A 22670-nucleotide genomic window follows, 5' to 3' on the forward strand; every position below is an offset into this window, starting at 1 on the left:
CGCATCAGTTGATGATGAACTTGATGCCGACCCCGAACTGCGTGTGGAACTTTCGTGTGTCGCCACCCCACAGGCAACGCTCCCGGAGATTGGCGAGCAGGGCGATACGGTCAGCCACGTAAAACTCCACGTCCAGCGTCAGCGCACCGCCATAGATGAAGGCGTCCCGGTTATGCAGGGTCGAGCCGTCTTGCAGCACCTTTTCGCCCCAATTCACCGATTCATATCCGACGAGAGCCGAAGCCCCCGCATAGACGAACATGATTTTACGGGCATCGGAAAGTATCTTGAAATAGTAGCCGCCTTCCGCCGTGAACTGCACCACAGGTATGGCGGTATCCTTGTACGGGTTGTTCTTCAGGAGATACTCACCTCCGAACATCCATTTGTTGCCCTTCTTCGTGTAGGTGGAGAGAGCCGCCCCGAAACTGTACCCGCCGTCGTTGCCGCCGGGTTTGAAGCCGTCCGCCAGATTCGCCCTTACCTCGATGCCCTGCATTTTCGGCAGACATCGCTGGGCGTACGCCTGCCCCGTGAACAGGGCAAGCGACGCGATGATGATTGCGATGTACTTTCTCATGGTCAGCGCACTTGGAGTTCGTTGATGTTATTGGCACGCACCAAATCCTCATTCTCGATCACGAAAGACTGATGACGACCTCCGTTCTTCTCGTTCAGCTCCACCACGAGACACTTGCCGTCGGGGATGGTGAACTTCGCCATCGTGAAGACCGTGCGTTCGCTTTTTTTGCCCGGCACGAGCGTGGCGTAGTTCTGCGCACGGAGCGGCAGGATGATACGCTCCTGCACTGCGGTACGCTTCATCACCTTCTTGTCCACGATTTTCCATGTGATGTAGTCCACATCGAAAGGCACGTTGCTCTGGTTCCTGATTTCCGTGTGGAAATACAGAAGCCCGTTGTGCGTGTAGATGCCTTTCAGAAGGTACTGGATGCCGAAACGCTTGCAGCCGATATGCTTCACCTCACGTTTGTTCTGCTTGTGGATGGACTTCATGATAAGGCGCACCAGCATGGGACTTTCACTGCCCAGCTCTTTCAGGTAGATTTCCTGCGCATTGTTCGGACGGTTCACCGCCTCGCCGTCATGGATGAAGTCGCACATCTCCACGTTGAGCAGCAGCGGTTCGGTGGCATACTTCACGTTGAAGGTGTAAAAACTCCCGTCCTCCGTGATTACGGACATGTTGGTTTCGTTCGGGAAGTTCCTCACGGTAGCCTTCACGCGGATGACGTTCTCCGCACCTTCGGCTTTGCCCGCAATCAGGTCGGGCGAGCCTAAATCGACATAGCGCACTTCCGCCGGGAAGATGACATGCACGGTCTTGTCGTAGGTCACTTCCAAGCCGTGCGGGGGAACCATGCGGTCAAAACCCAGCTTTCTCGTCAGACCGTGATACAGGTCGCCGTCCGCCTCCTTCTGCGGATAGACCTCCTTTGTCAAGGTCGGTTGTTCACTTCCGTTGCTTTGCCCAACGGTTACGTTTTCCTGCGCGTTGGCAGTTGCGATGCCCATAGCGAGGGCAAACATCATGATTACTTTTCTCATTACTTTGGATTTTTAGTGGTAAATAAAAATTTGATTGATTGTTTTCTTAATTCACTTCCTGATAGAGCATGACCCTGTACCCGGCTTTCAGATGCACCTTGACGGTGCGCATCTTCTTGGCAATGTACTGGCTCGTGCCTTGTATCAGCCCCTTGCCCAAGTCGGAGGCGAGCTGCGCCCCGGCATTGGTGGAGATGTTGATGCTGCTGCCGAGCGAGCCGCCCATGTTGGCGGCAACCTCCCTGACGGCGTTCATCTCCATCGAGTTGGGGATGAATATGCCGGGCTGCCCGTCCGTGTCATAGACCTCCAACTCCACCGGGATAATCGTACCGTCGTGTTCCAGAGAGGTGATTTCGATGCCGAGCCGTTCGCCCTGAATCTTGGCTGCGCCGACCACCACCGCATTACGGGGGATGATCCGGTCTGCTACCGCCATCGGCTCCAGCAAGCGCAACCTGACCGCCTGCCCGTCCGTCACGCTCTGCGTCCCATAGACATATGCCGGTATGGTGTTCCTGTCCGATACGGTCGTGACGCCCACCGCCGTGTTGAAACTGCGGTTGCGCTCCTGCGAGAAGGAAGCGACAAATTCGGCATTGCTCACGGGCTGTCCGAGCGAGGACACCACCTGATGCGTCACCTGCCTGACGGGTTTTGCCGTGTTCTTTCCGGCTTTCTGCACGGGGGACGGCTCTGCGGTCTGTCCCGCTGCCGCCTGCGTGCCGTTCTGCCCGCCCATGTACTTCGCCGCCAGCTCGTAGGATTTTTCCATGAGTGCCACCTGCTCGTCCATCGTGGAGCTTCTCTCTTTTCCGCTTTCCAGTTCGGATTCGAGGGTGGCGATGCGTTCCAGCAGTTCGTCCATCTCCGCATTGTCGTTTTTCGGCTGCTCGTAGAAGTTGCCGAGCGTGGCATTGAGGTCACGGTAGGCGGCTGCCGAGGATTGGATGGTCTTCGGTGTGGGCTTCACGGCCTCTTCTGTTCCGCCGGGATTGGCAAGGTCGAAATCGCTGTCTCCATCCGCTGCCGCAGTTTCGCGGTCGAACAGGTCGCCCAACTGCTGCATGGCGCGGCTGCGGTTCTCCTGCCTTTCCTCCATTGCGCCCTGTTCGTAGGCTTTCGCCTTGTCACCGATAATCCGGCGGTTCTCCTTGTCCGCGTCGGGCATCTCGATGTTGTAGCCGCCTGTTCCCGGCTCCTGCTCTTTGCCGGAGGACGGGGCGAATATCAGCCACATCGCCCCGATGAATACCAGCACCATAGCGGGCAGCACTATCATTTTCTGACGTTTCAGCCGTTGGGCTTCGGTCAGCGGCTTGCGCTCCTTTTTCGGCTTCCCCTTGTTGTCGGGTGCAGCCGTGCTTTCGGACTTGCTCTCCGTCTTGTTCTCAATCTTCGTTTCGTTCTTCGTCTGTTCCATATAAATAAGGTGTTACGTTATGATTGTTATCCGTCTTCACGGACAGTTCCACCTGTCCGGCATGGTCTGTCACCATCCGGCTGCCGTCATTCCTGCCGATGTCATACACGGCTTTGCCGAAGGTGTAGAGGGCAAGCGCGGAGAATGCGGCGAGCATCGCCAGCACGATGCGCCTGCGTGTCTTTGGCGGCAAGCCGTCCAGATAGCCCCTGAGCCTTGCCACCAGCATTTTCTTTTTGTCGTGGAGTTTCCAATATGCGCCCCAAAATGATTTCTTGATTTTCTTCATATCCGTTTACCTTTTGATGGTTTGTAAATCCTTGTTCTCGATGATGGTGAATCCCTCGATGGTGAACCCGTTCGGGTTGTTGTCCGAACGGGACGAGTTCAAGAGGCGGCACGTGGTCACGAGGCTGCGCTCGGTGACGTTGCTCTGCCGGATAATCTTCTGCGTGGCGTAGGTCACGGCACGGTAGGGATAGCCGTTGAAGTCGCATACCACGCTGTCCACCTTCAGCACTTGGTTGATGTTCCCGGCGATGATGCGGTTGTAGTACCCCTTCTCGGCGAAGTCCGAATAGTAGTTGTACACGCTCTTGTCCGCCAGCAACAACGCACGCTTTACGTTGTGTTCTATCGCGCTCTTTTCGGGCGAGAGCGTGAAAAACAGTTCGTGGAAGCGGCGCACATGCTCCCTCGCTTCCGCCGGACGGTTCTGCGACAAGTCCTGCGAGAGTGCCAGCATCAGCGACTTGCCGTTGTCCAGCACATAGATCTTCTCACGCTGCCGTTCCGCGAAGCGGTAGGAACTCCACACGCTCCATACCGTTATCACGGCGCACAGCGAGAGGAAGACGATACCGAACAGGCGTATCTGCCTGAACGATGATTCGATGTTTTTGAGTGACTTGAATTCCATTGTCTGATTTTATTTTTCGGTTCTTAATTCGTTATACAATAGGATTGGTATGCGGTCGTTTGCCACATACGTATGTAACGGGTTACCACATACGTATGTAATGAGCCGCTGCATACGTATGTAACAGGCTGCTACATACGTATGTCATGACAGGCTACATACGTATGTTACTTTTATGCGGATGCCTCTCCCGTAATTCAGCCTCTATTTCAGCAGTTTCCCGGCACGTCCGACCATGTTGCCTGCGGTAGCACCCGCCACGCTGCCCGCCATGCTTCCGGCTCGTCCTGCCGTCTGGTTCACGTTGCGACCGTAGCTTCCCATGCCTCCGGCTTGGATAATCCAGCCTGCCACCGTCGGGATGGTGAAGTAGCCGATGATGCCGATTATCATGAAGACGATGTACACCCCGTCGCTCGAATCCAGCGAGAAGTTCGGGTCAGCCTGCATCCGTTCGATGTCGCTTTGCAGCATCAACACCTGAATCTTGGCGAGTATGGTGCTGAATATGTCCGACACGGGCAGCCACAGATAGACCTGAATGTAGCGGCATATCCACTGCGTGAGCGTGCTTTGGAAGCCGTCCCACACCGATATGGCGAAGGCTATCGGACCGAGTATCGCCAGCACCACAAGGAAGAACGTGCGGATGGTGTCTATCACGAGGGCGGCGGCTTGGAACATCAGTTCCAGTATCTCGCGGAAGAAATCGCGGATGCCCTTCTTCATCTTGTACATCCCCCGGTCGATATACATCCCCGCCATCGTCACCATGTCGGAGGGCGACCAGCCCAATTCCTCCAGTTGCTTGTCAAACTCCTCGTTGGACACGAGGTAGGCGGTTTCGGGATTGCGCACCATCGCCTCGTATTCCAGCCTGTCCTTCTGCTCCCGGTACTTGTTCATGTCCAAAGTCTGCGTTTCGAGCAGTTTCGCCGTACCCTGCACGACGGGCGAGAGGACGCTGTTTATCGTGCCAAGCACCACCGTAGGGAAGAACATGATGCACAGACCGACGGCAAAGGGGCGGAGCATCGGGAAGACGTCTATCGGTTCGGCTCTCGCCAACGACTGCCATACCCGGTAAGCGACATAGAAGAGCGCGCCCAGCCCGGCGATGCCTTTCGCCACGCCCGCCATGTCGGCGCACAGCGGCATCATCTGCTCGTAGAGCGAGCGGAGAATCTGGTGAAGGTTGTCGAACTCCATAGGCTACCAGTATCTTTCGTTCATACTGCCGTACAGCCCCATGATGCGGTCGAGGTCGTTTTTCTTCTTCGCACGCAGGTAGCTCACGCTGATGTTCTTGTTGGTGTAGTAGCTCACGAGGTTGCGGTAACGCTTCATCTTGGAGTGGCAGCGTTCCACCACGTCCATGCGCTCCTTGTCCGTCATGGAGAGCGTGGTGATGTTCACCACGTTCTTCAGCTCCGTCAGCACGTCGTTTGATTCCTCCAGCAGCTTCGTGTAGCCGAAGGCGATGGCTCCGAGTTCCTCCACCGTGAAGTTGTCGTCGCGCAGCATCTTCTGGAAGCTGGTCACGTAGATGTCCGTGATGTCGCCCACCATCAGGATGGTCTGCTGCACCTTGCGTGCGTCCTTGACCAGATTGTTCACCGATTTGAGGGCGTCGTAATACTTCTTGCCCTGCTCGTAGATTTTCACCGTTTCCTGAAAGTTGTTCACCATGTTCGTGGCGGTCTTCGAGGTATGGATGATGTTCTTCGAGGCGTTGATGATGCCCTGCGCCAGATTGCCCGGATCGCTCACGACCCATTGGGCGGAAGCCCTGCCCGCGAAAAGCAGGCACAGGCAGATGACGAATGTTATTCTTGTTCTCATGTTTCTTTGGATTTTAGCGGTTCTTATTTTTCTGCCGGAGTTTCCGGCTGCGGCTTCACACGCACGTAGTCCCCGTTGGGTGAGAAGGTCAGCACGTCGGTAGCCTCGTTATACGCCACGTCGATGCGGAATCCCGTGTTCATGAACAGGTTGCCGTTCTCCTCCTGCAAGAGGTAGGTTTCCGGCTTCAGCCTGCGGCGGATGCCGCTCCGCTTGAAAACCGTCACCTTGTAGGCTTCTCCCTCCTTGTAGATAAGCACGTCGGGTTTGCCCTCCACGCTTTCCCAGTTTCCGCACAGCAGGTCGCGGCGGTTCTCCGCCACGTCGCAGGATTGCAGCACCATGACCGCCAGCCCGATTAAACACTTGCTGACTTGCAGCATCTTCATTCTTGATATGCTCATACGCTTTTCTTTTTTTGTTGATAAATCTGTTTTACTGATTATTGATTACTTATTGCTTGTTTCTCCGCCTTTCGGCAAGTTGCCGGATGGCGGCTTCGATGTCACCGCCCAATTGCTCTGCCAGACGGTACACCTCCACCTTTTCCGTTTCCTCGGTGGTGTACGCCAGATACTCTTCAGCACTGACCTCGGTGGCATAGACCGCCGACTGCGTGCCGCCCAAGCCTATCCACACCTCCTTGTAGAGCCGTGAGGGGTTGTTCGCCATGTTGATGGAGAGTATCTGCGACTTCTCCTTCTCCGTCAGTCCGAGCAACGCCTGAATCTGGTCGAACTTGTTCATGTACTTGTGCTGGTCGAGCAGGATTTTACAGTCCGAGTTGTTGATGATGCTCTCCTTGACGACGGGCGAGGAAATGATGTCGTCCACCTCCTGCGTCACCACGATTGCCTCACCGAAATACTTACGCACCGTCTTGTACATATAGCGCAGGTAGTCAGCCATATTTGCCGAAGAAAGAGCCTTCCAAGCCTCCTCCACGATAAGCTGCTTCCGCACCCCTTTCAGACGCCGCATCTTGTTGATGAAGGCTTCCATGATGATGATGGTCACTACCGGGAACAGTTCGCGGTTGTCCTTGATGGAGTCAATCTCGAAGACGATGAACCGTTTGCCCAGCAGGTCGATGTTCTCCGCCGAGTTGAGCAGGAAGTCATAGCGTCCGCCCCGGTAATACTGCCGCATGGTGGTGAGCATGTTGTCGATGTTGAAGTCCTCCTTCTCCACCTTGATGTCACGCTCCGCCAGTTCCCGGCGGTAGTCGTCGCGCATGTACTCGTAGAAGGTGTTGAACGAGGGGACGATGCTCCGGTCTGCCCTGATGCGCTCGATGTAGGCACTCACGGCACTGCCCAATTCCCCGCTTTCGGTTTTCGTCACCTTGTCGTCCTCCGACTTCCAGAGCGTCAGCAGCAGCGTCTTGATGCTGTCCTTCTTCTCCACGTCGAACACGTAGTCGTCGGTGTAGAACGGGTTGAAGCTGATGGGCTTCTCCTCCGTGTAGGTGAAATACACGCCGTCCGTGCCGCCCGTCTTGCGCCGTATCATCTCGCACAATCCCTGATAGGAGTTTCCCGTGTCCACCAATACCACATGCGCGCCCTGCTCGTAATATTGTCGCACGAGGTGGTTCATGAAGAACGACTTGCCACTGCCCGAAGGACCTAATACGAACTTGTTACGGTTGGTGGTGATGCCCCGCTTCATCGGCAGGTCACTGATGTCGAGGTGCAGCGGTTTTCCCGTGAGCCTGTCCACCATCTTGATGCCGAAGGGCGAGAGCGAACTGCGGTAGTTGGTTTCCTCCGTGAAGAGGCACACCGCCTGTTCGATGAAGGTATGGAAACTCTCTTCCGCCGGAAAGTCCGCCGCGTTGCCGGGCATAGCCGCCCAATAGAGTGTCGGGCAGTCGATGGTGTTGTGGCGAGGCACGCACTCCATGCTTGCCAGCTGGCTGCCCACGTCGTTCTTTATGTGTTTCAGCTCTTCCGCGTCGTCGCTCCACGCCATGACGTTGAAGTGCGCCCGCACCGAGGTCAGCCCGTAGGAGTGCGCCTCGTTCAGGTAGCGGTCTATCCACTCGCGGTTGATGCTGTTGCTCCTCGAATAGCGCGAGAGCGACTGCATATTCCTTGCGGACTTCTCGAATTTTTGGAGGTTCTCCTCGCTGTTGTCGATAATCACGTACTGGTTGTAGATGTGGTTGCAGGAGAGCAGCAGCCCCACCGGGGATGCGAAGGAGAGGCGGCAGTCCGAGCGGTCGGTGGAGAGTTTCTCATACCGGGTGTCGGTAGCCACCGTGCCGGGCAGATCCTCCGCGTCGGACAGGGTGTGCAGGCACAGGCGGTTGTCGCCGATGCGCATTTCCCGTGCCGAGAGGTCGATGTCCTGCAACGTGGCGTCGCCTTCGGGCATGAGCGAGAAGTAACGCTCTATCAGTCCGGCTTTGCCGTCCGTCCCCACAATCTCGTCGGTGGAGAGGCGGCGCAGCCTGACAAAGCCGCTGTCGTTGATGATACGCTCGAACTGTTCCGCAGCCTCCATGAACTTCGCGGCGGTTTCCTTGTCCAGCTCCTTCGGGATGATATGCCCACGGCACAGCGTGCTGAAATTGCTCTGCATCCGGTTACGCTCCTTCGTCGTCTTGGTCAGGTAGAGGTAGCACGTGTGCTTCAGGTACGGACGCTCGTTGAAGTGACGCTCGAAAGAGCGGCTTAAAAAGCTCATGTCGTCCTTGTGAAGTTCCGGCGTGTACTTCTCCTTGATGAACCAGTCCTGCTTGTGGACGACGGAGAAGTCCGGCAGCACCTTGATTGCCTTGCACCAGCAGCCGTGTATCGCCTCGTACTCCGCGCCCGTCACGGTGTAAAGCTCCGGCAGCTCCACCTCGAAAGCCACCGTGATGTCGGCGTCTTTGGAGATGATGCAGCCTTGTTCCACCGCCAATAGCGGGAACTTGTTTTCCAGTGTTGTCATTTTGGATGTATTCCTCATGTCGTTTCTTCCTTTCGTTTCCGTTTGAATAATCGGGTGATCCGCCGCCGGTTGATAAGGTATCGGGGATGGCTCCTTGTTGCCCCTAATTTCATAAGCCCGTGTTCGCCGTACCGGGCGTTCAGCGCGAAGGTCTGCCATACGAGGACGGAGGACGATGCCACGCCGAAGCCGATACATACCCACTGGTCGATGCCGACCATGTAGAGGATGACGAACAGGACGAAGAGAGCCAGCAGACCTCCGCAGAAGATGAAGAGGTACTGAGCCTTCAAGCCCTTGAATTCTACCGGACGGCCGATACCCTTGTTTATCGGGTATTCAGCCATACATCGTTTATTAAAGGAAGAATGAGCGCAGGATGGTGGCGGCGACAATCAGGAAGATGCACGCCCCGAACCACGAGGCGGCAGTCTTGGAGGTGTCGGGGTCGCCGGACGAGAATTTCCCATATACTTTCACGCCCCCGATAAGCCCGACTACCGCGCCGATGGCGTAGATGAGTTTCGTGCCGGGGTCGAAGTACGAACTCACCATAGAGGTGGCTTCGTTGATGCCCGCGATGCCGTTTCCCTGTGCGAAGGCGGAGGCGGTTGCGGCAATCATAAGTGCCGCAGAGAGGATAAACTTTTGTCTGATGTTCTTGTTCATAAACTGTTCTTGTTTTTGCCGTCAAAAGAGTGGATGGTCCTTTGTCGGGCAGTTGATACTCGGTTACTTTACTTTGGTTTAGTGGATTGCCCGTTTGTTTCTACGGACTTGGGTGTGTCCGTTGCGGACCGGCTGTACCTTGTACTGCCGTGCGCGTGGGTGATGCCGTCTTACGTTTTCATTTTCATTCTTTTTTACTCGTTATACATAGTTGCGGATGTCGAAGTCCTCAATATTGTCCGGGACTACAAAATCCTTTTTCGGTTTCTTCAGCCGGATTTCGATAAGCCCCTTGATGCGGATGCTCATTTCAGACGAGCCGGTCATCAGCTTCTCGTACAGCTCCGTCCCTTCCATGTCGGTGAAGACTTTTGCCGCCCGCTCCCGTTCCGTCGTTGTCGCTTCCGGGTTCTTGGCGGTTCTGACCGCATCGTCTATCTCGTCGAAGCTGCTTCCGGATGCCCTCGGTGCGTCGGACGTTTCTTCCTCCGGCTCGTCCTCCCCGAACTCCAGTTCCGAAGGCGTGAGGCTCGTGAAGGTTTCGTCGAGTTTATCCTCCGGGACTTGGGCGGGACGGGATACGGTTTCCGTGTTTCCGTCGTCAAAAGTAGCCTCTTCCTCCGTCAGCTCAATGCCTTTTTCCGAAGTGGCGGCTTCTTGCGTCGGTATGGCAGCGGTTGTCCGGGTCGATGCCATCCTGAAACGGCTCTTGCCGATGATGTCCGCTGGGGTCTCTGCGGGCGGTGTTACCCTTGCCGTTTCGGGCTTTGCAGCCGTGCTGCCCAACGACCGCCACAGTCCGGCTATGCTTCTTAGGAAGCGGACAAGTCTGGTTTCCATGATCCTGTCATAAAGGAGCAGGAACAGGAACCACAGGTTGCAGCCGACCGATACGGTCAGCAGAATCATAGTCATGTTCATAGCTCTACTTTGGGGACTGAATCCAACATACGGTTGATTTCGGCACGGTGTGTCTGGAAATGTTCGTTAAGCACATTGTCCAGATAGTCGGCGATGGTCAGGTTTCCCTTACCTAATAAATAGGTGATTTCGGTTATCACGCTGTGGTTTGCCAAACTGATGTACACTTGCTTTCCCTCTCTCGCCTTGATTCCTGATTTTTTCAGGAAGGCGCGATAATCATTCTTCTTTCCTTTCATGTCTGTTACTTTTTGAGGATTAAAATACTGCGTCGTAATTCCGGGCGTAAAGGCTTTTTATCGCCTCCTCGCACTGGTTGAAGTGGTGCGTAAGCACATGGTCGATGTAGGCGGACAGCGACAGCCGGTCATGCCCGATCACACGGGTGATACGCATGATGCGGTCGTGATACTCCGGGCGCACATACGCCATCTTTCCCTCGCGTGCCTTCACTTCGGCTTCACGGATGAACAGCCGTTCATAGTCCTTCTCACCGCATTTGCCGCCTAACGGCACGGGAGAGAGGATTTCCACACTCGCCTGCACTTGGGCAAGCATACCGCCGCCGTCATGCTGCGGACTTCTGTTTTTCTGGTTCTTTTCCATATTCAAATCAAGTCTTCACGTTGTTTCTTGTACAGTTCGTTTATTTTCTCCTTGTGCTGTTCCAGATGTTGGCGCAGCACGGTGTCCACGTAGCCGCCTACCGAGATTTCACGTCCGGCGATGTCGTTCACGATTTTGAGAATCTTGCTGTGGACATCGCGGCTGATATAGACGCACTGGCGCGTCTTTATCTCGTTGCGGCGGAGGAACAGCCCGGAATAGTCGTCCTCCTGCCGTTTGCGGCGGACGGTGTCCCTCTGCGGTTTTTCTTTTGCCGTGGATTGCACGGGCGGCGGTTCCGTTTCCGGGACGCTTTCTTCTTCGGGAGCAGGCGCGGGCGGCTCCTGCGCGTGGTACAGGATCCCGTCCTGCCTGCGTCTGCCGATGGAGGCTATCAACAGTTCCTCGTCGATGCCTTCGGTGTTCACTTTCCTGCTGCCCATGATTATTGAGGTCTGATGATACGGCTTATCTCTTCCGAGAACTCACGGATGCCGCTCCCTTTCAGCAGGGACGCATCCATCGGGAAGATGGTCGAGCGGAACACGCTCTTGCGCTCTTCCGAAAGGTCGCGCCGGAACTTCTTGCTGTCGGGCAGGCGGGTGGACAGCACCGGCAGCCCCATCTCGGCGATCACATCCTCATACAGGTCGTAAAGCCCGTTCTTCTCCCTGCCGTCCACCATCGTCCAGAACAGGTACAGCCCTTTTGTTTTCGCCTGTCCCGTCGTCATGAGGTTGTCACGGAACATCACGGCGAATTGCAGGGTGCTTTCCACGACAAAACGGTCGGCACTCATGGGCGCGAAGATGTAGTCCATCTGCGAGAGGGTCTTGACCACGCCGTTGCTTTTCAGGGTTCCCGGCATGTCGAAGAACACGACGTCGGGTTTCACCTCTTCTGCGGCAAGCATCCTTTCGGCATCATCGAGGGCGTTAAGGGCGTCGCTTGCGATGACCGGGTAGGCGTTCTTCCTTATCTTGCGGAAGTGGTCACACGCGAGTGCCTTGAAATAGAGGCTTCCGCCGATAAGTCCCGTTTCACGTTCACGCAACCCGTGTATGCTGTGTTGCGGGGCGTCGCAGTCCATGACGGCGACATTGTGTCCTTTCACGTTGTGGAGGTAGTTGGCGGAAAGTGCCGTGACGGTGGATTTGCCGATGCCCCCTTTCTGTGTTGCGAATGCAACGAATGTTTCATTACTCATGGTTCTGTTGGTTTTAATGGTTGATGAATTGTTTTCCTGCTCCGATACGGAATCGGTGACATGTATATCCGCGTCAGCGAATCTCCGCCTGTCCGGTTCGTCACGTATCCGCTTCAACGGTGAGGCAGGGATTCGGATAACTGGTGAATGACGACATTGCGTCATGAAGTCATTGAATCCGTGAATCACCGCGTCATTGGAAAGCCGGGTATCCGAAGGTTCGGGTATCCGGTCAGGCAAATAGCCGCCAAAGCGGTTTGCCGGGTATTTGAAAGCCTCATTTTTCATATCTTCAAATCGTTCGTTTCTTGAATCATGCTGCAAATAAACAAGGATATTTTTGAATCCGTACCACTTCCCCGGCAAGTGGCGGCATGTTGCGCCGGTTGGCACTGACTGTCCGGGTCAAGCCTCTGTCCGATACCGCTTTAAGGGCGTAACTTTGCACCCGAACGGCAGGGTTCGCCGCAGGTGGCGCAGCCCGGAGTTTGAAAGGCATTCCCCCAATCCGTCCCCGACGGATTTTTATGTTCGCCGGAACATAGCAAGATGTCTTTTCAGCCGCTCAAAATATTTTGAGCAGCCACGAAAAGCACTTGCCCTTGCAGGGGGCGGGCTTTCCCTCCGAAGTCGGGAAGCCTTTCAGAACTGCGGTGCTGTAATCCGAAGCGGCGGCTTATGCCGTCAATCCGCTAAATCCAAAGTAATATGAAAGAGAAAAGGAAAAGCAAATCAGGGAGAAATCCCAAACTTGATCCGGCGGTGTACCGGTACACCGTCCGTTTCAACGAGGAGGAACACAACCGTTTCCTCGCCATGTTCGGAAAATCGGGTGTCTATGCACGGTCTGTTTTCCTCAAAGCGCACTTCTTCGGGCAACCGTTCAAGGTGCTGAAGGTGGACAAGACGTTGGTGGACTATTACACCAAACTGTCGGATTTTCATGCACAATTCCGTGCCGTGGGTACGAATTACAACCAAGTCGTGAAGGAACTGAGGCTGCATTTTTCAGAGAAAAAGGCGATGGCGTTGCTCTACAAATTAGAGCAACACACCGTCGAACTCGTGAAACTGAGCCGCCGGATTGTGGAACTTTCAAGGGAAATGGAGGCAAAATGGTCGCAAAAATCAGTGTAGGAAGTTCGTTGTACGGCGCGATTGCCTACAACGGGGAGAAGATTAACGAGGCGCAGGGGCGGCTTCTCACCACCAACCGCATCTACAATGACGGTTCGGGAACGGTGGACATAGGCAAGGCGATGGAGGGTTTTCTCACCTTCCTGCCACCGCAGATGAAGATCGAGAAGCCGGTGGTGCATATCTCTCTCAACCCGCACCCGGAGGATGTGCTGACCGATATTGAGTTGCAGAATATCGCCCGCGAGTATCTGGAAAAACTCGGTTTCGGAAACCAGCCTTATCTTGTATTCAAGCACGAGGACATCGACCGCCACCACCTGCACATCGTGACGGTCAACGTGGACGAGAACGGGAAAAGGCTCAACCGGGATTTTCTCTACCGCCGCAGCGACCGTATCCGCAGGGAACTGGAACAGAAGTACGGATTGCATCCGGCAGAACGTAAAAATCAGAGATTGGATAATCCGTTGCGCAAGGTGGCCGCATCGGCAGGTGATGTGAAGAAGCAGGTAGGCAACACCGTGAAGGCTCTGAATGGGCAGTACCGTTTCCAGACGATGGGCGAATACCGTGCGCTCCTTTCCTTATATAATATGACGGTGGAGGAAGCGAGGGGCAACGTGCGCGGACGGGAGTATCACGGGCTGGTCTATTCCGTCACGGACGACAAGGGTAACAAGGTGGGCAACCCGTTCAAATCCTCGCTTTTCGGGAAGTCCGCAGGCTATGAAGCCGTACAGAAGAAGTTTGTCCGTTCCAAATCGGAAATCAAGGATAGGAAACTGGCAGACATGACGAAACGCACCGTCCTTTCCGTGCTGCAAGGCACTTATGACAAGGACAAATTTGTATCCCAACTCAAAGAGAAGGGCATCGACACCGTACTGCGCTACACAGAGGAAGGGCGCATCTATGGGGCTACCTTCATCGACCACCGCACGGGATGCGTGCTGAACGGTTCGCGCATGGGTAAGGAGCTTTCGGCGAATGCCTTGCAGGAACACTTCACCCTGCCATACGCCGGACAACCGCCGATACCGCTATCCATCCCTGTGGATGCTGCGGACAAGGCACACGGGCAGACCGCCTACGACAGTGAAGATATATCGGGCGGTATGGGCTTGCTCACTCCCGAAGGTCCGGCGGTAGATGCCGAGGAAGAGGCTTTCATCCGGGCGATGAAGCGCAAAAAGAAGAAAAAACGCAAGGGCTTGGGTATGTAATCAGAGTATCAACAATTAAAAAATCAATGTATGTCACAACAAGAAGACGATTTGAGGGCATTGGCGAAAATCATGGATTTTCTGCGTGCCGTGAGTATCATTTTAGTGGTCATGAACGTGTACTGGTTCTGCTACGAAGCCATCCGGCTGTGGGGCGTGAACATCGGCGTGGTGGACAAAATCCTTCTGAACTTCGACCGCACGGCGGGGCTGTTCCATTCCATTCTCTACACGAAGCTGTTTTCCGTCCTTTTGCTTGCCTTGTCCTGTCTGGGTACGAAGGGTGTCAAGGGTGAGAAAATCACTTGGGGGAGAATCTGGACAGCATTTGCCGTCGGGTTCGTGCTGTTTTTCCTGAACTGGTGGTTGCTGCCCCTGCCGCTGCCGCTTGAAGCGGTGACGGGACTGTATGTCCTTACCATTGGAACGGGCTATGTCTGCCTGTTGATGGGTGGTCTGTGGATGAGCCGCCTGTTGAAACACAATTTGATGGAGGATGTTTTCAACAACGAGAACGAGAGTTTCATGCAGGAAACGAGGCTTATCGAAAGCGAGTATTCGGTCAATCTGCCGACACGTTTCTATTACAGGAAACGCTGGAACAACGGTTGGATCAATGTAGTTAATCCCTTCCGTGCGTCCATCGTGTTGGGTACGCCGGGCAGCGGCAAGTCCTATGCCGTGGTAAACAATTTTATCAAGCAACAGATTGAAAAGGGCTTTAGTCAATACATCTACGATTTCAAGTATCCCGACCTATCTACTATTGCCTACAACCATTTGCTGAACCACCCGGACGGCTACAAGGTAAAGCCGAAGTTCTATGTGATCAACTTCGACGACCCGCGACGCTCTCATCGGTGCAATCCCATTCACCCGGATTTTATGGAAGATATTACGGATGCCTATGAGAGTGCCTACACAATAATGCTCAACCTCAATAAAACGTGGGTGCAAAAGCAGGGCGACTTCTTCGTGGAGTCACCTATCATTCTGTTTGCCAGTATTATCTGGTATCTCAAAATCTATCAGAACGGGAAGTTTTGCACGTTTCCCCATGCTATCGAGTTTCTGAACCGCCGTTACGAGGATATATTTCCGATACTGACCTCTTATCCGGAGCTGGAGAACTACCTTTCGCCGTTCATGGATGCGTGGCTTGGAGGGGCTGCGGAGCAGCTCATGGGTCAGATAGCGTCGGCAAAAATCCCGCTTTCGAGGATGATTTCACCGCAGCTCTACTGGGTGATGTCAGACAGCGAGTTTACGCTGGACATCAACAATCCCGAAGAGCCGAAAATCCTCTGCGTGGGTAACAATCCCGACCGTCAGAATATCTACGGTGCGGCACTCGGTCTGTATAATTCCCGTATCGTGAAGCTCATCAACAAGAAGGGGATGCTGAAGTCATCGGTCATCATCGACGAGTTGCCCACAATATACTTCAAAGGGTTGGACAATCTTATAGCTACCGCCCGAAGCAACAAGGTTGCCGTGTGTCTGGGCTTTCAGGATTTCAGCCAGTTAGTGCGTGACTACGGGGACAAAGAGGCGAAAGTGGTGATGAACACTGTCGGCAATATTTTCTCCGGTCAGGTGGTGGGGGAAACAGCCAAGACGCTCTCCGAGCGGTTCGGTAAGGTGTTGCAGAAACGGCAGTCCATCTCCATCAACCGGCAGGATGTTTCCACCTCCATCAACACGCAGATGGACGCGCTCATTCCACCGAGTAAGATTTCCGGGCTTACGCAGGGAATGTTTGTCGGTTCTGTATCCGACAACTTCAACGAGCGTATCGAGCAGAAGATTTTTCATTGCGAGATTGTGGTGGATGCCGAAAAGGTGAAACGGGAAGAAAGTGCCTACAAGAAAATTCCCGTCATTACAAACTTCACGGACGAGGACGGCAACGACCGCATGAAGGAAACGGTGCAGGCGAACTACCGGCGCATCAAGGAAGAGGTGAAGCAGATTGTGCAGGAGGAACTGGAGCGTATCAAAAACGATCCGGTGCTGTGTAAACTGCTACCAGATAATGAGACTGTCTAACAAGTCCCCAAAATTGAAAATTATCCCTATCGAAGTTTGAAGTGACCCCCAAAAGTTGGATACAATTTTTTTGGGGGGCACTTCAGTTCTGACGGGTAAAATCGTAAAATTCGGACTTGTTAGACAAATACTTACGCGGTTTCAACCTCAGGTACTGAATCTATCGAATTGACAAATTTAACCAATTGCGGATCTGAATCTTTTTGTATGAGGTTTCGGAGACTCTTTTTCAATTCATAAGCATCATCCCCTGCTGTATTTATTAAATCCATATAAAAATCTTTGTTTTGCAGAATCAATGAACGGCATGCCCCATCGGAAATTACAGGTTTCACTATTTTATCAATAACGTCTCCAGCTTGACTTTTCAAATTACCATGCGATCTAAGCCATGTTTCGAAAAATTGAAACTTTATTGCATTGATAGTCTTTTTACCGATGCAGAAATCATTTCTTATATCGGTAACTGTCGATTTAATTTTTCGTTTATCCAATCTTTCAACTATATTCTTGAAACAATTAGGGAAAGGATTCAAACTTTGAGTTCCAGAAGCAATATCCATCAGAATCTTTTTGCCAAATTCAGTCAAGTTATCTGGCAAGGATTTGATTTTAGCCAGTAAATGTTTTATTGCGACAAACCAATAATATGATGTATGTGCTGTTCTTTGGGCGTATAATGTATCAACACTTATTTCAGACAACGCTTCGAACGCTATTTTATTGATATGATCGGTCAGGACATTGCTTATTTTAGTGGTCAAATCGTAAAAAGATGCGTCAGGAATTACATCTTTAATATTGTTCTTAGTGATATACTTATCCAAATCGGTATTCCACTCTGCTAAATGCTCGATAAATACCTCATCCGTTACACCTATTCTGTTCTTAATATCTTCAAATTGGGGCAATATGTCTGAGAGCAATAATTTATAGCCAAGTTTATGATTTACCATGTATTGTAGTGTTTCATTTAATAGCGGTATATTCCATCCCACACTATTTACTAATAAGTCTCCATGATCCACATAATAGTCCATGAGTTCTGCAACATATTTTATATCTCCACCCTCTATTAAGGAAACGGAATGACCATGTGCCAATTGCATGGCGACTAAATCGTAATATCCAGACTCTTTAATGTTTCGGCCATCAGTTTCTAATTCAGAATGCAACTGATTTATGTAGGTTGAATCTAACGTTACAGGTAAAGGTCTTTCTTCGTCAGATGCCAATAAACGATAGGTTGTAAATATAGCCCCTATATTATCTTTATTTACATTCTGTTCATCAATGCAATTCGTGATCGCTTGCAAAAGCGTTGGAAACGTATAGGTAGAATTATCTTTTAACGTTTTTACAATATCTGCATGGTCGAAATTATCGGGTAGTAAGTTTGCCAAATAATTATCGAGCGCCTCCGAATTTGTTGCTACTTGATAATATTTATATGCTTTAGTTGTCGCGTTATCCCGATAGGCAGCATCTGTTGCATTTGCAGCTTGAATATAATCGATAAATGTATTTGGCTTGACTGTTTTTGCTTCAATCAATGACGTAAAATCGCACGCCAACTTATTTTGCGCAATAAACCTGTCTATTGCATCTAACGTTTTGAAATAGTCGCCGCCATTGAAGTCATTGAACCGAACTATCTTCTTATATAATTGAGCAATCACATGGTTTTGGCTTTCCGTGTCTAAATGCAACAGCAGTTCTTGGTATTCGACAGGGAACACCTGCTTCTCTATGGATTCTTTTAATTTCAATTGTGCTATTCTTTGCCATACACGCAGAATAACATCGCTCTTTCGAGTTAATTTATGCAAACAATGTATAATCTTATCGATAAGCGCATTGTCCATACATTGTATAACTTCTTCTAATACAGTGTCAAATTGTTTATTAGTCTCTGCATATTGATTTATGTCGTGGTCTTCTTCTCCGTTGATGCAGCCTTCAATATATTTTTTCAATGGAATTTGTCGAGCATCTTCAACATCGACACCATATACCAAAGCTGCAATTTCGCGTTGTGTTTGCAGATCATTGTTAATTATTGTTTGAATGCCATTCAGATAGTCGCCGGACAATATTTGTTCTACTGGATTTGCCAGAATATCCGTCTTCTTCAAACAGAACAATGCTATGTTTATCATCAAAATTTCGTTACACCACTCTTGTTTAAGAGCGACCATCTCATTGATATATGATATAATTTCCCTAACATTGGCATTAGGATTTACCAATCTGAATATCCGATTTATAGTTTCTTTCGCTTCATTTTCTGTTTCTCCAAATGCTTCAACAAACAGTTTGTTGAATATACTTCGATAGTCGGTAATAACAGGAGGAGCAACACGATAAACAATAGGGAAAGTTTTATTGATAAAATACTTGGTCAGTTGTTTCGTTTGTTCGTCGGTCTCATCTCCGAATGCACAAGCTAAATGTGTTTCATCGAAAGGAATAACAGCCCAAACATTTTCAAAACCGCTATCGGCGAAGAACGTATGGATAGAAGACCATAATTCTTTTACTTTTTCAGCGGGGAGACGATCCATGTTGTCAAAAACAAGGACTAATTTACGTTGTCCTTTTTCCTTGATAAAATCAGAAATGTCTTGCATCCATGTTTTGAACTCGTAAACCGTTGGTTCGTCTTCGCTCAAAGTCTCATAGCAAACGTCCTTTTCGACTTTATCTTGATAAATAGCTAACATATAACTCCATCCATATTTATGATCTTTGCTATATGCCCATTTCCAAACGCACAATGCAATAAGAACTGGCAGTGCAGCTATGATAATAGACAATAAAGAAAACCACCATGTTGTGGGTGTAGGTTTTACTGCATACGCAATAAATGTAAATATCGGAGTTAAAACTGCAACCAAAAATGCCGCAACCATACCATTACTGATAAGGGGATATTTTTCGGTTACGGTCTCCGTTTTACGGGCTAATAAATATTTCAGCTTTTCAGACCATGATACGGTTTTCGTACCTCCACCTTTGACTTTTATTGTTGCATTTCCAGATAGGATACCATCATCAATAAGTTTGCTTGTAAGCAATTCCAATATAGAGCGGCGTTGCAAGTCCTCTTGATGTCCCCATGCGTCATACTCAAAAAAGTAATAGTCGTCTGATAATTCACGTTCCAACATTTTAACCACGTTGGATTTTCCAGATCCCCAAATACCTTCGATGCCGATAATTCGAGGTAAAGTACATTCCTCATCCAATGAATCATTCTGACAAAAATGGCGAGCAATAGTTTTTGCCAACCTTTCTTGCGAACCTCCATCGAATTTGTCAATACCACACGGTTTATTTTGGATAAACCGCGGATATTGCTGTTTGGATTGTAGTTTTTAATTTATTGATTATACGAACTCCAAATAATTCTCCCGATTTACCACATGAAACTCGGCATAGGGATAGGCTTCTTGGAAGGCTTTCGGTGCGGCCGGCATTTTATTTCCCCACTTGAACTCCAAGGCGGTAAGACTGTCGGCACTCTCCTCAATCAGGTCGATTTCCTGTTTGTCGTAGGTGCGCCAGAAATAGAACTCCCTGTGCAGTCCCTCATTGAAGTTCGCTTTGCGCCGCTCTCCGATGATGTAGTTCTCCCACAGCGCACCGACATCCTGCCGAATGGCCAGCGGTGAGAAAGCCCCGATAATGGCATTGCGAATGCCGTTGTCGTAGAAGTACCACTTGCCAGCTTTTGTAACCTCCTTGCGTAGGTTACGCGAATAAGCCCCCAGACGATAGATAACGAAGACCTTTTCCAATAGGTCGAGGTATTTTTCAACGGTCGTCTTGCTCATGCCGAGTTGTTTACCTAACTCTTCGTAAGAAACTTCGCTGCCCAACTGAAAAGCTATCAATCGCAGTAGATCGCGCATCTTGCTCGAATTTTTTAAGCCGTCAATTGCTAAGATATCTTTAAGCAGGTATGCACCGACAATATCACGTAGGTAGTCTGTTTTACGTTCATAGTTCTCCATCATTACTACTTCGGGATAGGAACCGTAAATCAAGCGCGCTTCGAGGTTCTGGCGGGTTTCAAGTGCCGTTTCCGTCTGTGCGATTTCCCGTTGCGAGAATGGTGTAAGGAGAAATTGCGTACTGCGGCCGACCAACGGTTCACCAGTCTTATTCAGCAAATCGAATGACGAAGAACCACTTGCCAAGACACTTATTCCCGGTATTTCATCAACTATCAACTTCAGAATACTACCGATTTGTGGTATGTTCTGTGCCTCATCAATAGCCAGCAAATCAATACCATCCAATAAATGCCGATAATTGGCTATTGAGCGATTCTCCAATAGTGCTAATGTGTCGTAGTCTTCGCCGTTGAGCATCATCGTCCTACCTGAATAGTTGTCCACAATTTTACGCATCATTACCGTTTTACCAACACGGCGAGCACCAAAAATCAGTACTGCTTTATTGGGCGCGATTCGTGCTGTAATCTTCTCTTGAAGTATTCTATTTACTGTTTCCATACCTTATAAAATATAATGCAAAGATAATCATATTTTTTTAATTGGCGAATTTTACAAAAAAAACGGGCTATTAAATGGCGATTTTTACAACCACAATCTTATGGAAGTTGTTTCATTGTTTTTAGTAATGATATATGTTCATACTATGATGACTCAATAATTTACCAGACATACGTTTCTGAAATTTGTCCTTATAGGAATGAAAAACTCACATATATTGTGCTAATTAATATATAATTAAATGAAAATAAAAAGACAGGATACGAGTATTCCTGTCTTCTCATATGTAATGGATATTTTTTTATTTTCTCATCCGCTCCAACTCCTCATCACGCAACATTCTCTCGTTCAGTTTTTCCTGCATCCTGTCAATGAAATAGGTGCGGCTTTCGTTCTTCCGGCGTTTGATATCAGTGTAGAAGCGGTAGCAGTCTTTAGAATCAACCCCGAATATCTTATAGAGAAGTGGGGCGAGCTGTTTGAGCGGCATATTGCCGTTGTTGATGCAGCCCATCACGTCTATGCCGTAGATAAGTTCCACGAGGTCGATGGCATTGCCCGTCCATTGAAGAAGGCTGGCGGTGGTTTCTGTTGCGTTGTTGGCGGATATTAGTGGTGGCACTTGGGGCGTGGCAAGGAATTTCTGCATCTTTCTTACGAAAGACAGAGCCTTGCTGACGTAGGCGGCAATCTCTCTTTTTTCTTCTGACAGATTACGTACGGGATGGTGCTGCAACTCGATTTCGATGTAGGCAAGCGCGATGACGGTAAGGTTCATGTCCATGCCGCCGTTGCACAGTTCGATCACTTGGGTGGCGAAAGCCGTGTATGCCGTTTCCATATTGCAGTCGCCGGCTTCGTTTATCAGGCGGAAAAAGTCGGTTTCCGCCAGCAAGAAATAATTCATGGTTCTGTCAATTTTGAAAATTACACTTTGTTTTCTGCGTGCGCACATGAATATAATTGGCAAAAAACGCGGCAGAAAATAAAAAATCCAACACTCAATTTTACAAAGTGCTGGATTTCAGAGGTATAAAATTCAGTATTTTTTCACAAGGACAAATTATCTCCGACTTAAATTGTTTGTAATCGGAACATTTATTCTATTCCTGAAAATAGAAATGTATGCTTGCCGCACATTTTGGCTATCTTGCTTTTTTATCAAGGATATAGATAATGCGACATACACCGTTGGGATAGCTTTTCAAAGAGGAAAGCGTCCAGTGTTGCTCTGGCAGAGCCGACTTAAAAAAATGTCGTCCGCTTCCGGATATGAAAGGAACGGTGTATAGTATGATTTCATCCACAGCGTGCATCCGCAGCAGTCCGTTTATATAGTCTGCCGTGTCCGGTGTGGCTTCCGCGAGGTAACGGATGTTTGTGCAGTCTTTTCTCCATTCGTGCAGCATTGAAATGGAATAGTCCGGTGTCACACGGTAAAAGGCTTTCTTCCTGATTTCATCAAGACCGCAACGGTCAAGGCACAAATCCTGATGTGCTTTATCATATAACTCTGAAGAAAGACATCCGTCCATCGTCAGTACGGCGAGAATCTGAACTTTACCCATAATCGTTTCCTTTCGTTAGGCAAGGGTAAAAAAGTAGCGTGCAATTCACACTACCTTCAAGCGATGGCTCTGGT

Annotated in this window: 23 protein-coding genes; 3 read left to right on the forward strand and 20 right to left on the reverse strand. The window is 50.5% G+C overall.

Features of this window, described 5'->3' with window-relative positions:
• Positions 1–4 precede the first annotated feature (4 nt).
• The 16 genes from BQ8005_RS00140 to BQ8005_RS00215 form a co-directional block, all read right to left on the reverse strand.
• Positions 5–580, reverse strand: coding sequence for a conjugal transfer protein TraO (locus tag BQ8005_RS00140; protein WP_005850473.1), 576 nt, complete (start codon positions 578–580; stop codon positions 5–7).
• Between the two features lie 2 nt (positions 581–582).
• Complete coding sequence (gene traN, locus BQ8005_RS00145; RefSeq protein WP_005850475.1) at positions 583–1569, reverse strand: conjugative transposon protein TraN; 987 nt, start codon at positions 1567–1569, stop codon at positions 583–585.
• Between the two features lie 46 nt (positions 1570–1615).
• The gene (gene traM, locus BQ8005_RS00150) at positions 1616–2992 is read right to left on the reverse strand and encodes a conjugative transposon protein TraM (protein ID WP_005850476.1); all 1377 of its coding nucleotides are present in this window, start codon (positions 2990–2992) and stop codon (positions 1616–1618) included.
• Positions 2961–3281 carry a TraL conjugative transposon family protein gene (locus BQ8005_RS00155; protein WP_005850478.1) on the reverse strand — a complete coding sequence of 107 codons (321 nt, stop codon included), beginning with the start codon at positions 3279–3281 and terminating at the stop codon, positions 2961–2963. The genes traM and BQ8005_RS00155 overlap by 32 nt, the downstream gene beginning before the upstream one ends.
• A gap of 6 nt (positions 3282–3287) precedes the next feature.
• Positions 3288–3911 carry a conjugative transposon protein TraK gene (gene traK, locus BQ8005_RS00160; RefSeq protein WP_005850480.1) on the reverse strand — a complete coding sequence of 208 codons (624 nt, stop codon included), beginning with the start codon at positions 3909–3911 and terminating at the stop codon, positions 3288–3290.
• Positions 3912–4115: 204 nt separating this feature from the next.
• Positions 4116–5120, reverse strand: a complete 1005-nt coding sequence (gene traJ, locus BQ8005_RS00165; RefSeq protein WP_005850482.1) for a conjugative transposon protein TraJ — start codon at positions 5118–5120, stop codon at positions 4116–4118.
• 3 nt (positions 5121–5123) lie between these two features.
• Entirely contained in the window at positions 5124–5753 is a 630-nt protein-coding gene (locus BQ8005_RS00170) for a DUF4141 domain-containing protein (protein WP_005850484.1), read from the reverse strand.
• 23 nt (positions 5754–5776) lie between these two features.
• Positions 5777–6157 (reverse strand): DUF3876 domain-containing protein, encoded by a 381-nt coding sequence (locus BQ8005_RS00175; protein WP_005850486.1) that lies wholly within the window; start codon positions 6155–6157, stop codon positions 5777–5779.
• Between the two features lie 49 nt (positions 6158–6206).
• Positions 6207–8711, reverse strand: coding sequence for a TraG family conjugative transposon ATPase (locus BQ8005_RS00180; protein WP_075316680.1), 2505 nt, complete (start codon positions 8709–8711; stop codon positions 6207–6209).
• Entirely contained in the window at positions 8708–9040 is a 333-nt protein-coding gene (locus BQ8005_RS00185; protein WP_005944155.1) for a DUF4133 domain-containing protein, read from the reverse strand. The genes BQ8005_RS00180 and BQ8005_RS00185 overlap by 4 nt, the downstream gene beginning before the upstream one ends.
• A 10-nt stretch (positions 9041–9050) precedes the next feature.
• Entirely contained in the window at positions 9051–9362 is a 312-nt protein-coding gene (locus BQ8005_RS00190) for a DUF4134 domain-containing protein (protein ID WP_005850490.1), read from the reverse strand.
• 201 nt (positions 9363–9563) lie between these two features.
• A complete protein-coding gene (locus BQ8005_RS00195) occupies positions 9564–10283 on the reverse strand; it encodes a conjugal transfer protein TraD (RefSeq protein ID WP_075316681.1) in 720 nt (239 codons plus the stop codon).
• Positions 10280–10522 carry a DUF3408 domain-containing protein gene (locus tag BQ8005_RS00200; RefSeq protein WP_005850494.1) on the reverse strand — a complete coding sequence of 81 codons (243 nt, stop codon included), beginning with the start codon at positions 10520–10522 and terminating at the stop codon, positions 10280–10282. Before BQ8005_RS00200 ends, BQ8005_RS00195 begins: the two co-directional genes overlap by 4 nt.
• Before the next feature lie 19 nt (positions 10523–10541).
• Positions 10542–10889, reverse strand: a complete 348-nt coding sequence (locus BQ8005_RS00205) for a DUF3408 domain-containing protein (RefSeq protein ID WP_005850496.1) — start codon at positions 10887–10889, stop codon at positions 10542–10544.
• Between the two features lie 2 nt (positions 10890–10891).
• Positions 10892–11332, reverse strand: a complete 441-nt coding sequence (locus tag BQ8005_RS00210) for a DUF3408 domain-containing protein (protein ID WP_005850519.1) — start codon at positions 11330–11332, stop codon at positions 10892–10894.
• A gap of 2 nt (positions 11333–11334) precedes the next feature.
• Positions 11335–12384, reverse strand: coding sequence for a ParA family protein (locus BQ8005_RS00215; protein WP_075316682.1), 1050 nt, complete (start codon positions 12382–12384; stop codon positions 11335–11337).
• 420 nt (positions 12385–12804) lie between these two features.
• Here BQ8005_RS00215 and mobA point away from each other — a divergent pair, with 420 nt between their 5' ends.
• Genes mobA through mobC form a run of 3 tightly spaced genes read left to right on the forward strand, consistent with a single transcriptional unit; the run spans position 12805 to position 16508 of the window.
• A complete protein-coding gene (mobA, locus tag BQ8005_RS00220; protein ID WP_004291488.1) occupies positions 12805–13233 on the forward strand; it encodes a conjugal transfer protein MobA in 429 nt (142 codons plus the stop codon).
• Positions 13212–14459 carry a conjugal transfer protein MobB gene (gene mobB, locus BQ8005_RS00225; RefSeq protein WP_004291483.1) on the forward strand — a complete coding sequence of 416 codons (1248 nt, stop codon included), beginning with the start codon at positions 13212–13214 and terminating at the stop codon, positions 14457–14459. Before mobA ends, mobB begins: the two co-directional genes overlap by 22 nt.
• A 30-nt stretch (positions 14460–14489) precedes the next feature.
• The gene (gene mobC / locus BQ8005_RS00230; RefSeq protein WP_004291482.1) at positions 14490–16508 is read left to right on the forward strand and encodes a conjugal transfer protein MobC; all 2019 of its coding nucleotides are present in this window, start codon (positions 14490–14492) and stop codon (positions 16506–16508) included.
• 131 nt (positions 16509–16639) lie between these two features.
• On the opposite strand, the gene BQ8005_RS00235 is transcribed toward mobC, so the two are convergent.
• The 4 genes from BQ8005_RS00235 to BQ8005_RS00250 all read right to left on the reverse strand — a co-directional run bounded on the left by BQ8005_RS00235 (position 16640) and on the right by BQ8005_RS00250 (position 22596).
• Positions 16640–19852 carry a P-loop NTPase fold protein gene (locus tag BQ8005_RS00235; protein ID WP_075316683.1) on the reverse strand — a complete coding sequence of 1071 codons (3213 nt, stop codon included), beginning with the start codon at positions 19850–19852 and terminating at the stop codon, positions 16640–16642.
• Between the two features lie 45 nt (positions 19853–19897).
• Entirely contained in the window at positions 19898–21028 is a 1131-nt protein-coding gene (locus tag BQ8005_RS00240) for an ATP-binding protein (RefSeq protein WP_004291480.1), read from the reverse strand.
• A gap of 301 nt (positions 21029–21329) precedes the next feature.
• Positions 21330–21935 carry an RteC domain-containing protein gene (locus BQ8005_RS00245; protein WP_004304269.1) on the reverse strand — a complete coding sequence of 202 codons (606 nt, stop codon included), beginning with the start codon at positions 21933–21935 and terminating at the stop codon, positions 21330–21332.
• A gap of 238 nt (positions 21936–22173) precedes the next feature.
• Positions 22174–22596 (reverse strand): dihydrofolate reductase family protein, encoded by a 423-nt coding sequence (locus BQ8005_RS00250; RefSeq protein WP_004291474.1) that lies wholly within the window; start codon positions 22594–22596, stop codon positions 22174–22176.
• Between the last annotated feature and the right edge of the window lie 74 nt (positions 22597–22670).

Origin of the sequence: Bacteroides togonis, assembly GCF_900130135.1 — a bacterium.
In the GTDB taxonomy this organism is placed as follows: domain Bacteria; phylum Bacteroidota; class Bacteroidia; order Bacteroidales; family Bacteroidaceae; genus Bacteroides; species Bacteroides pullorum.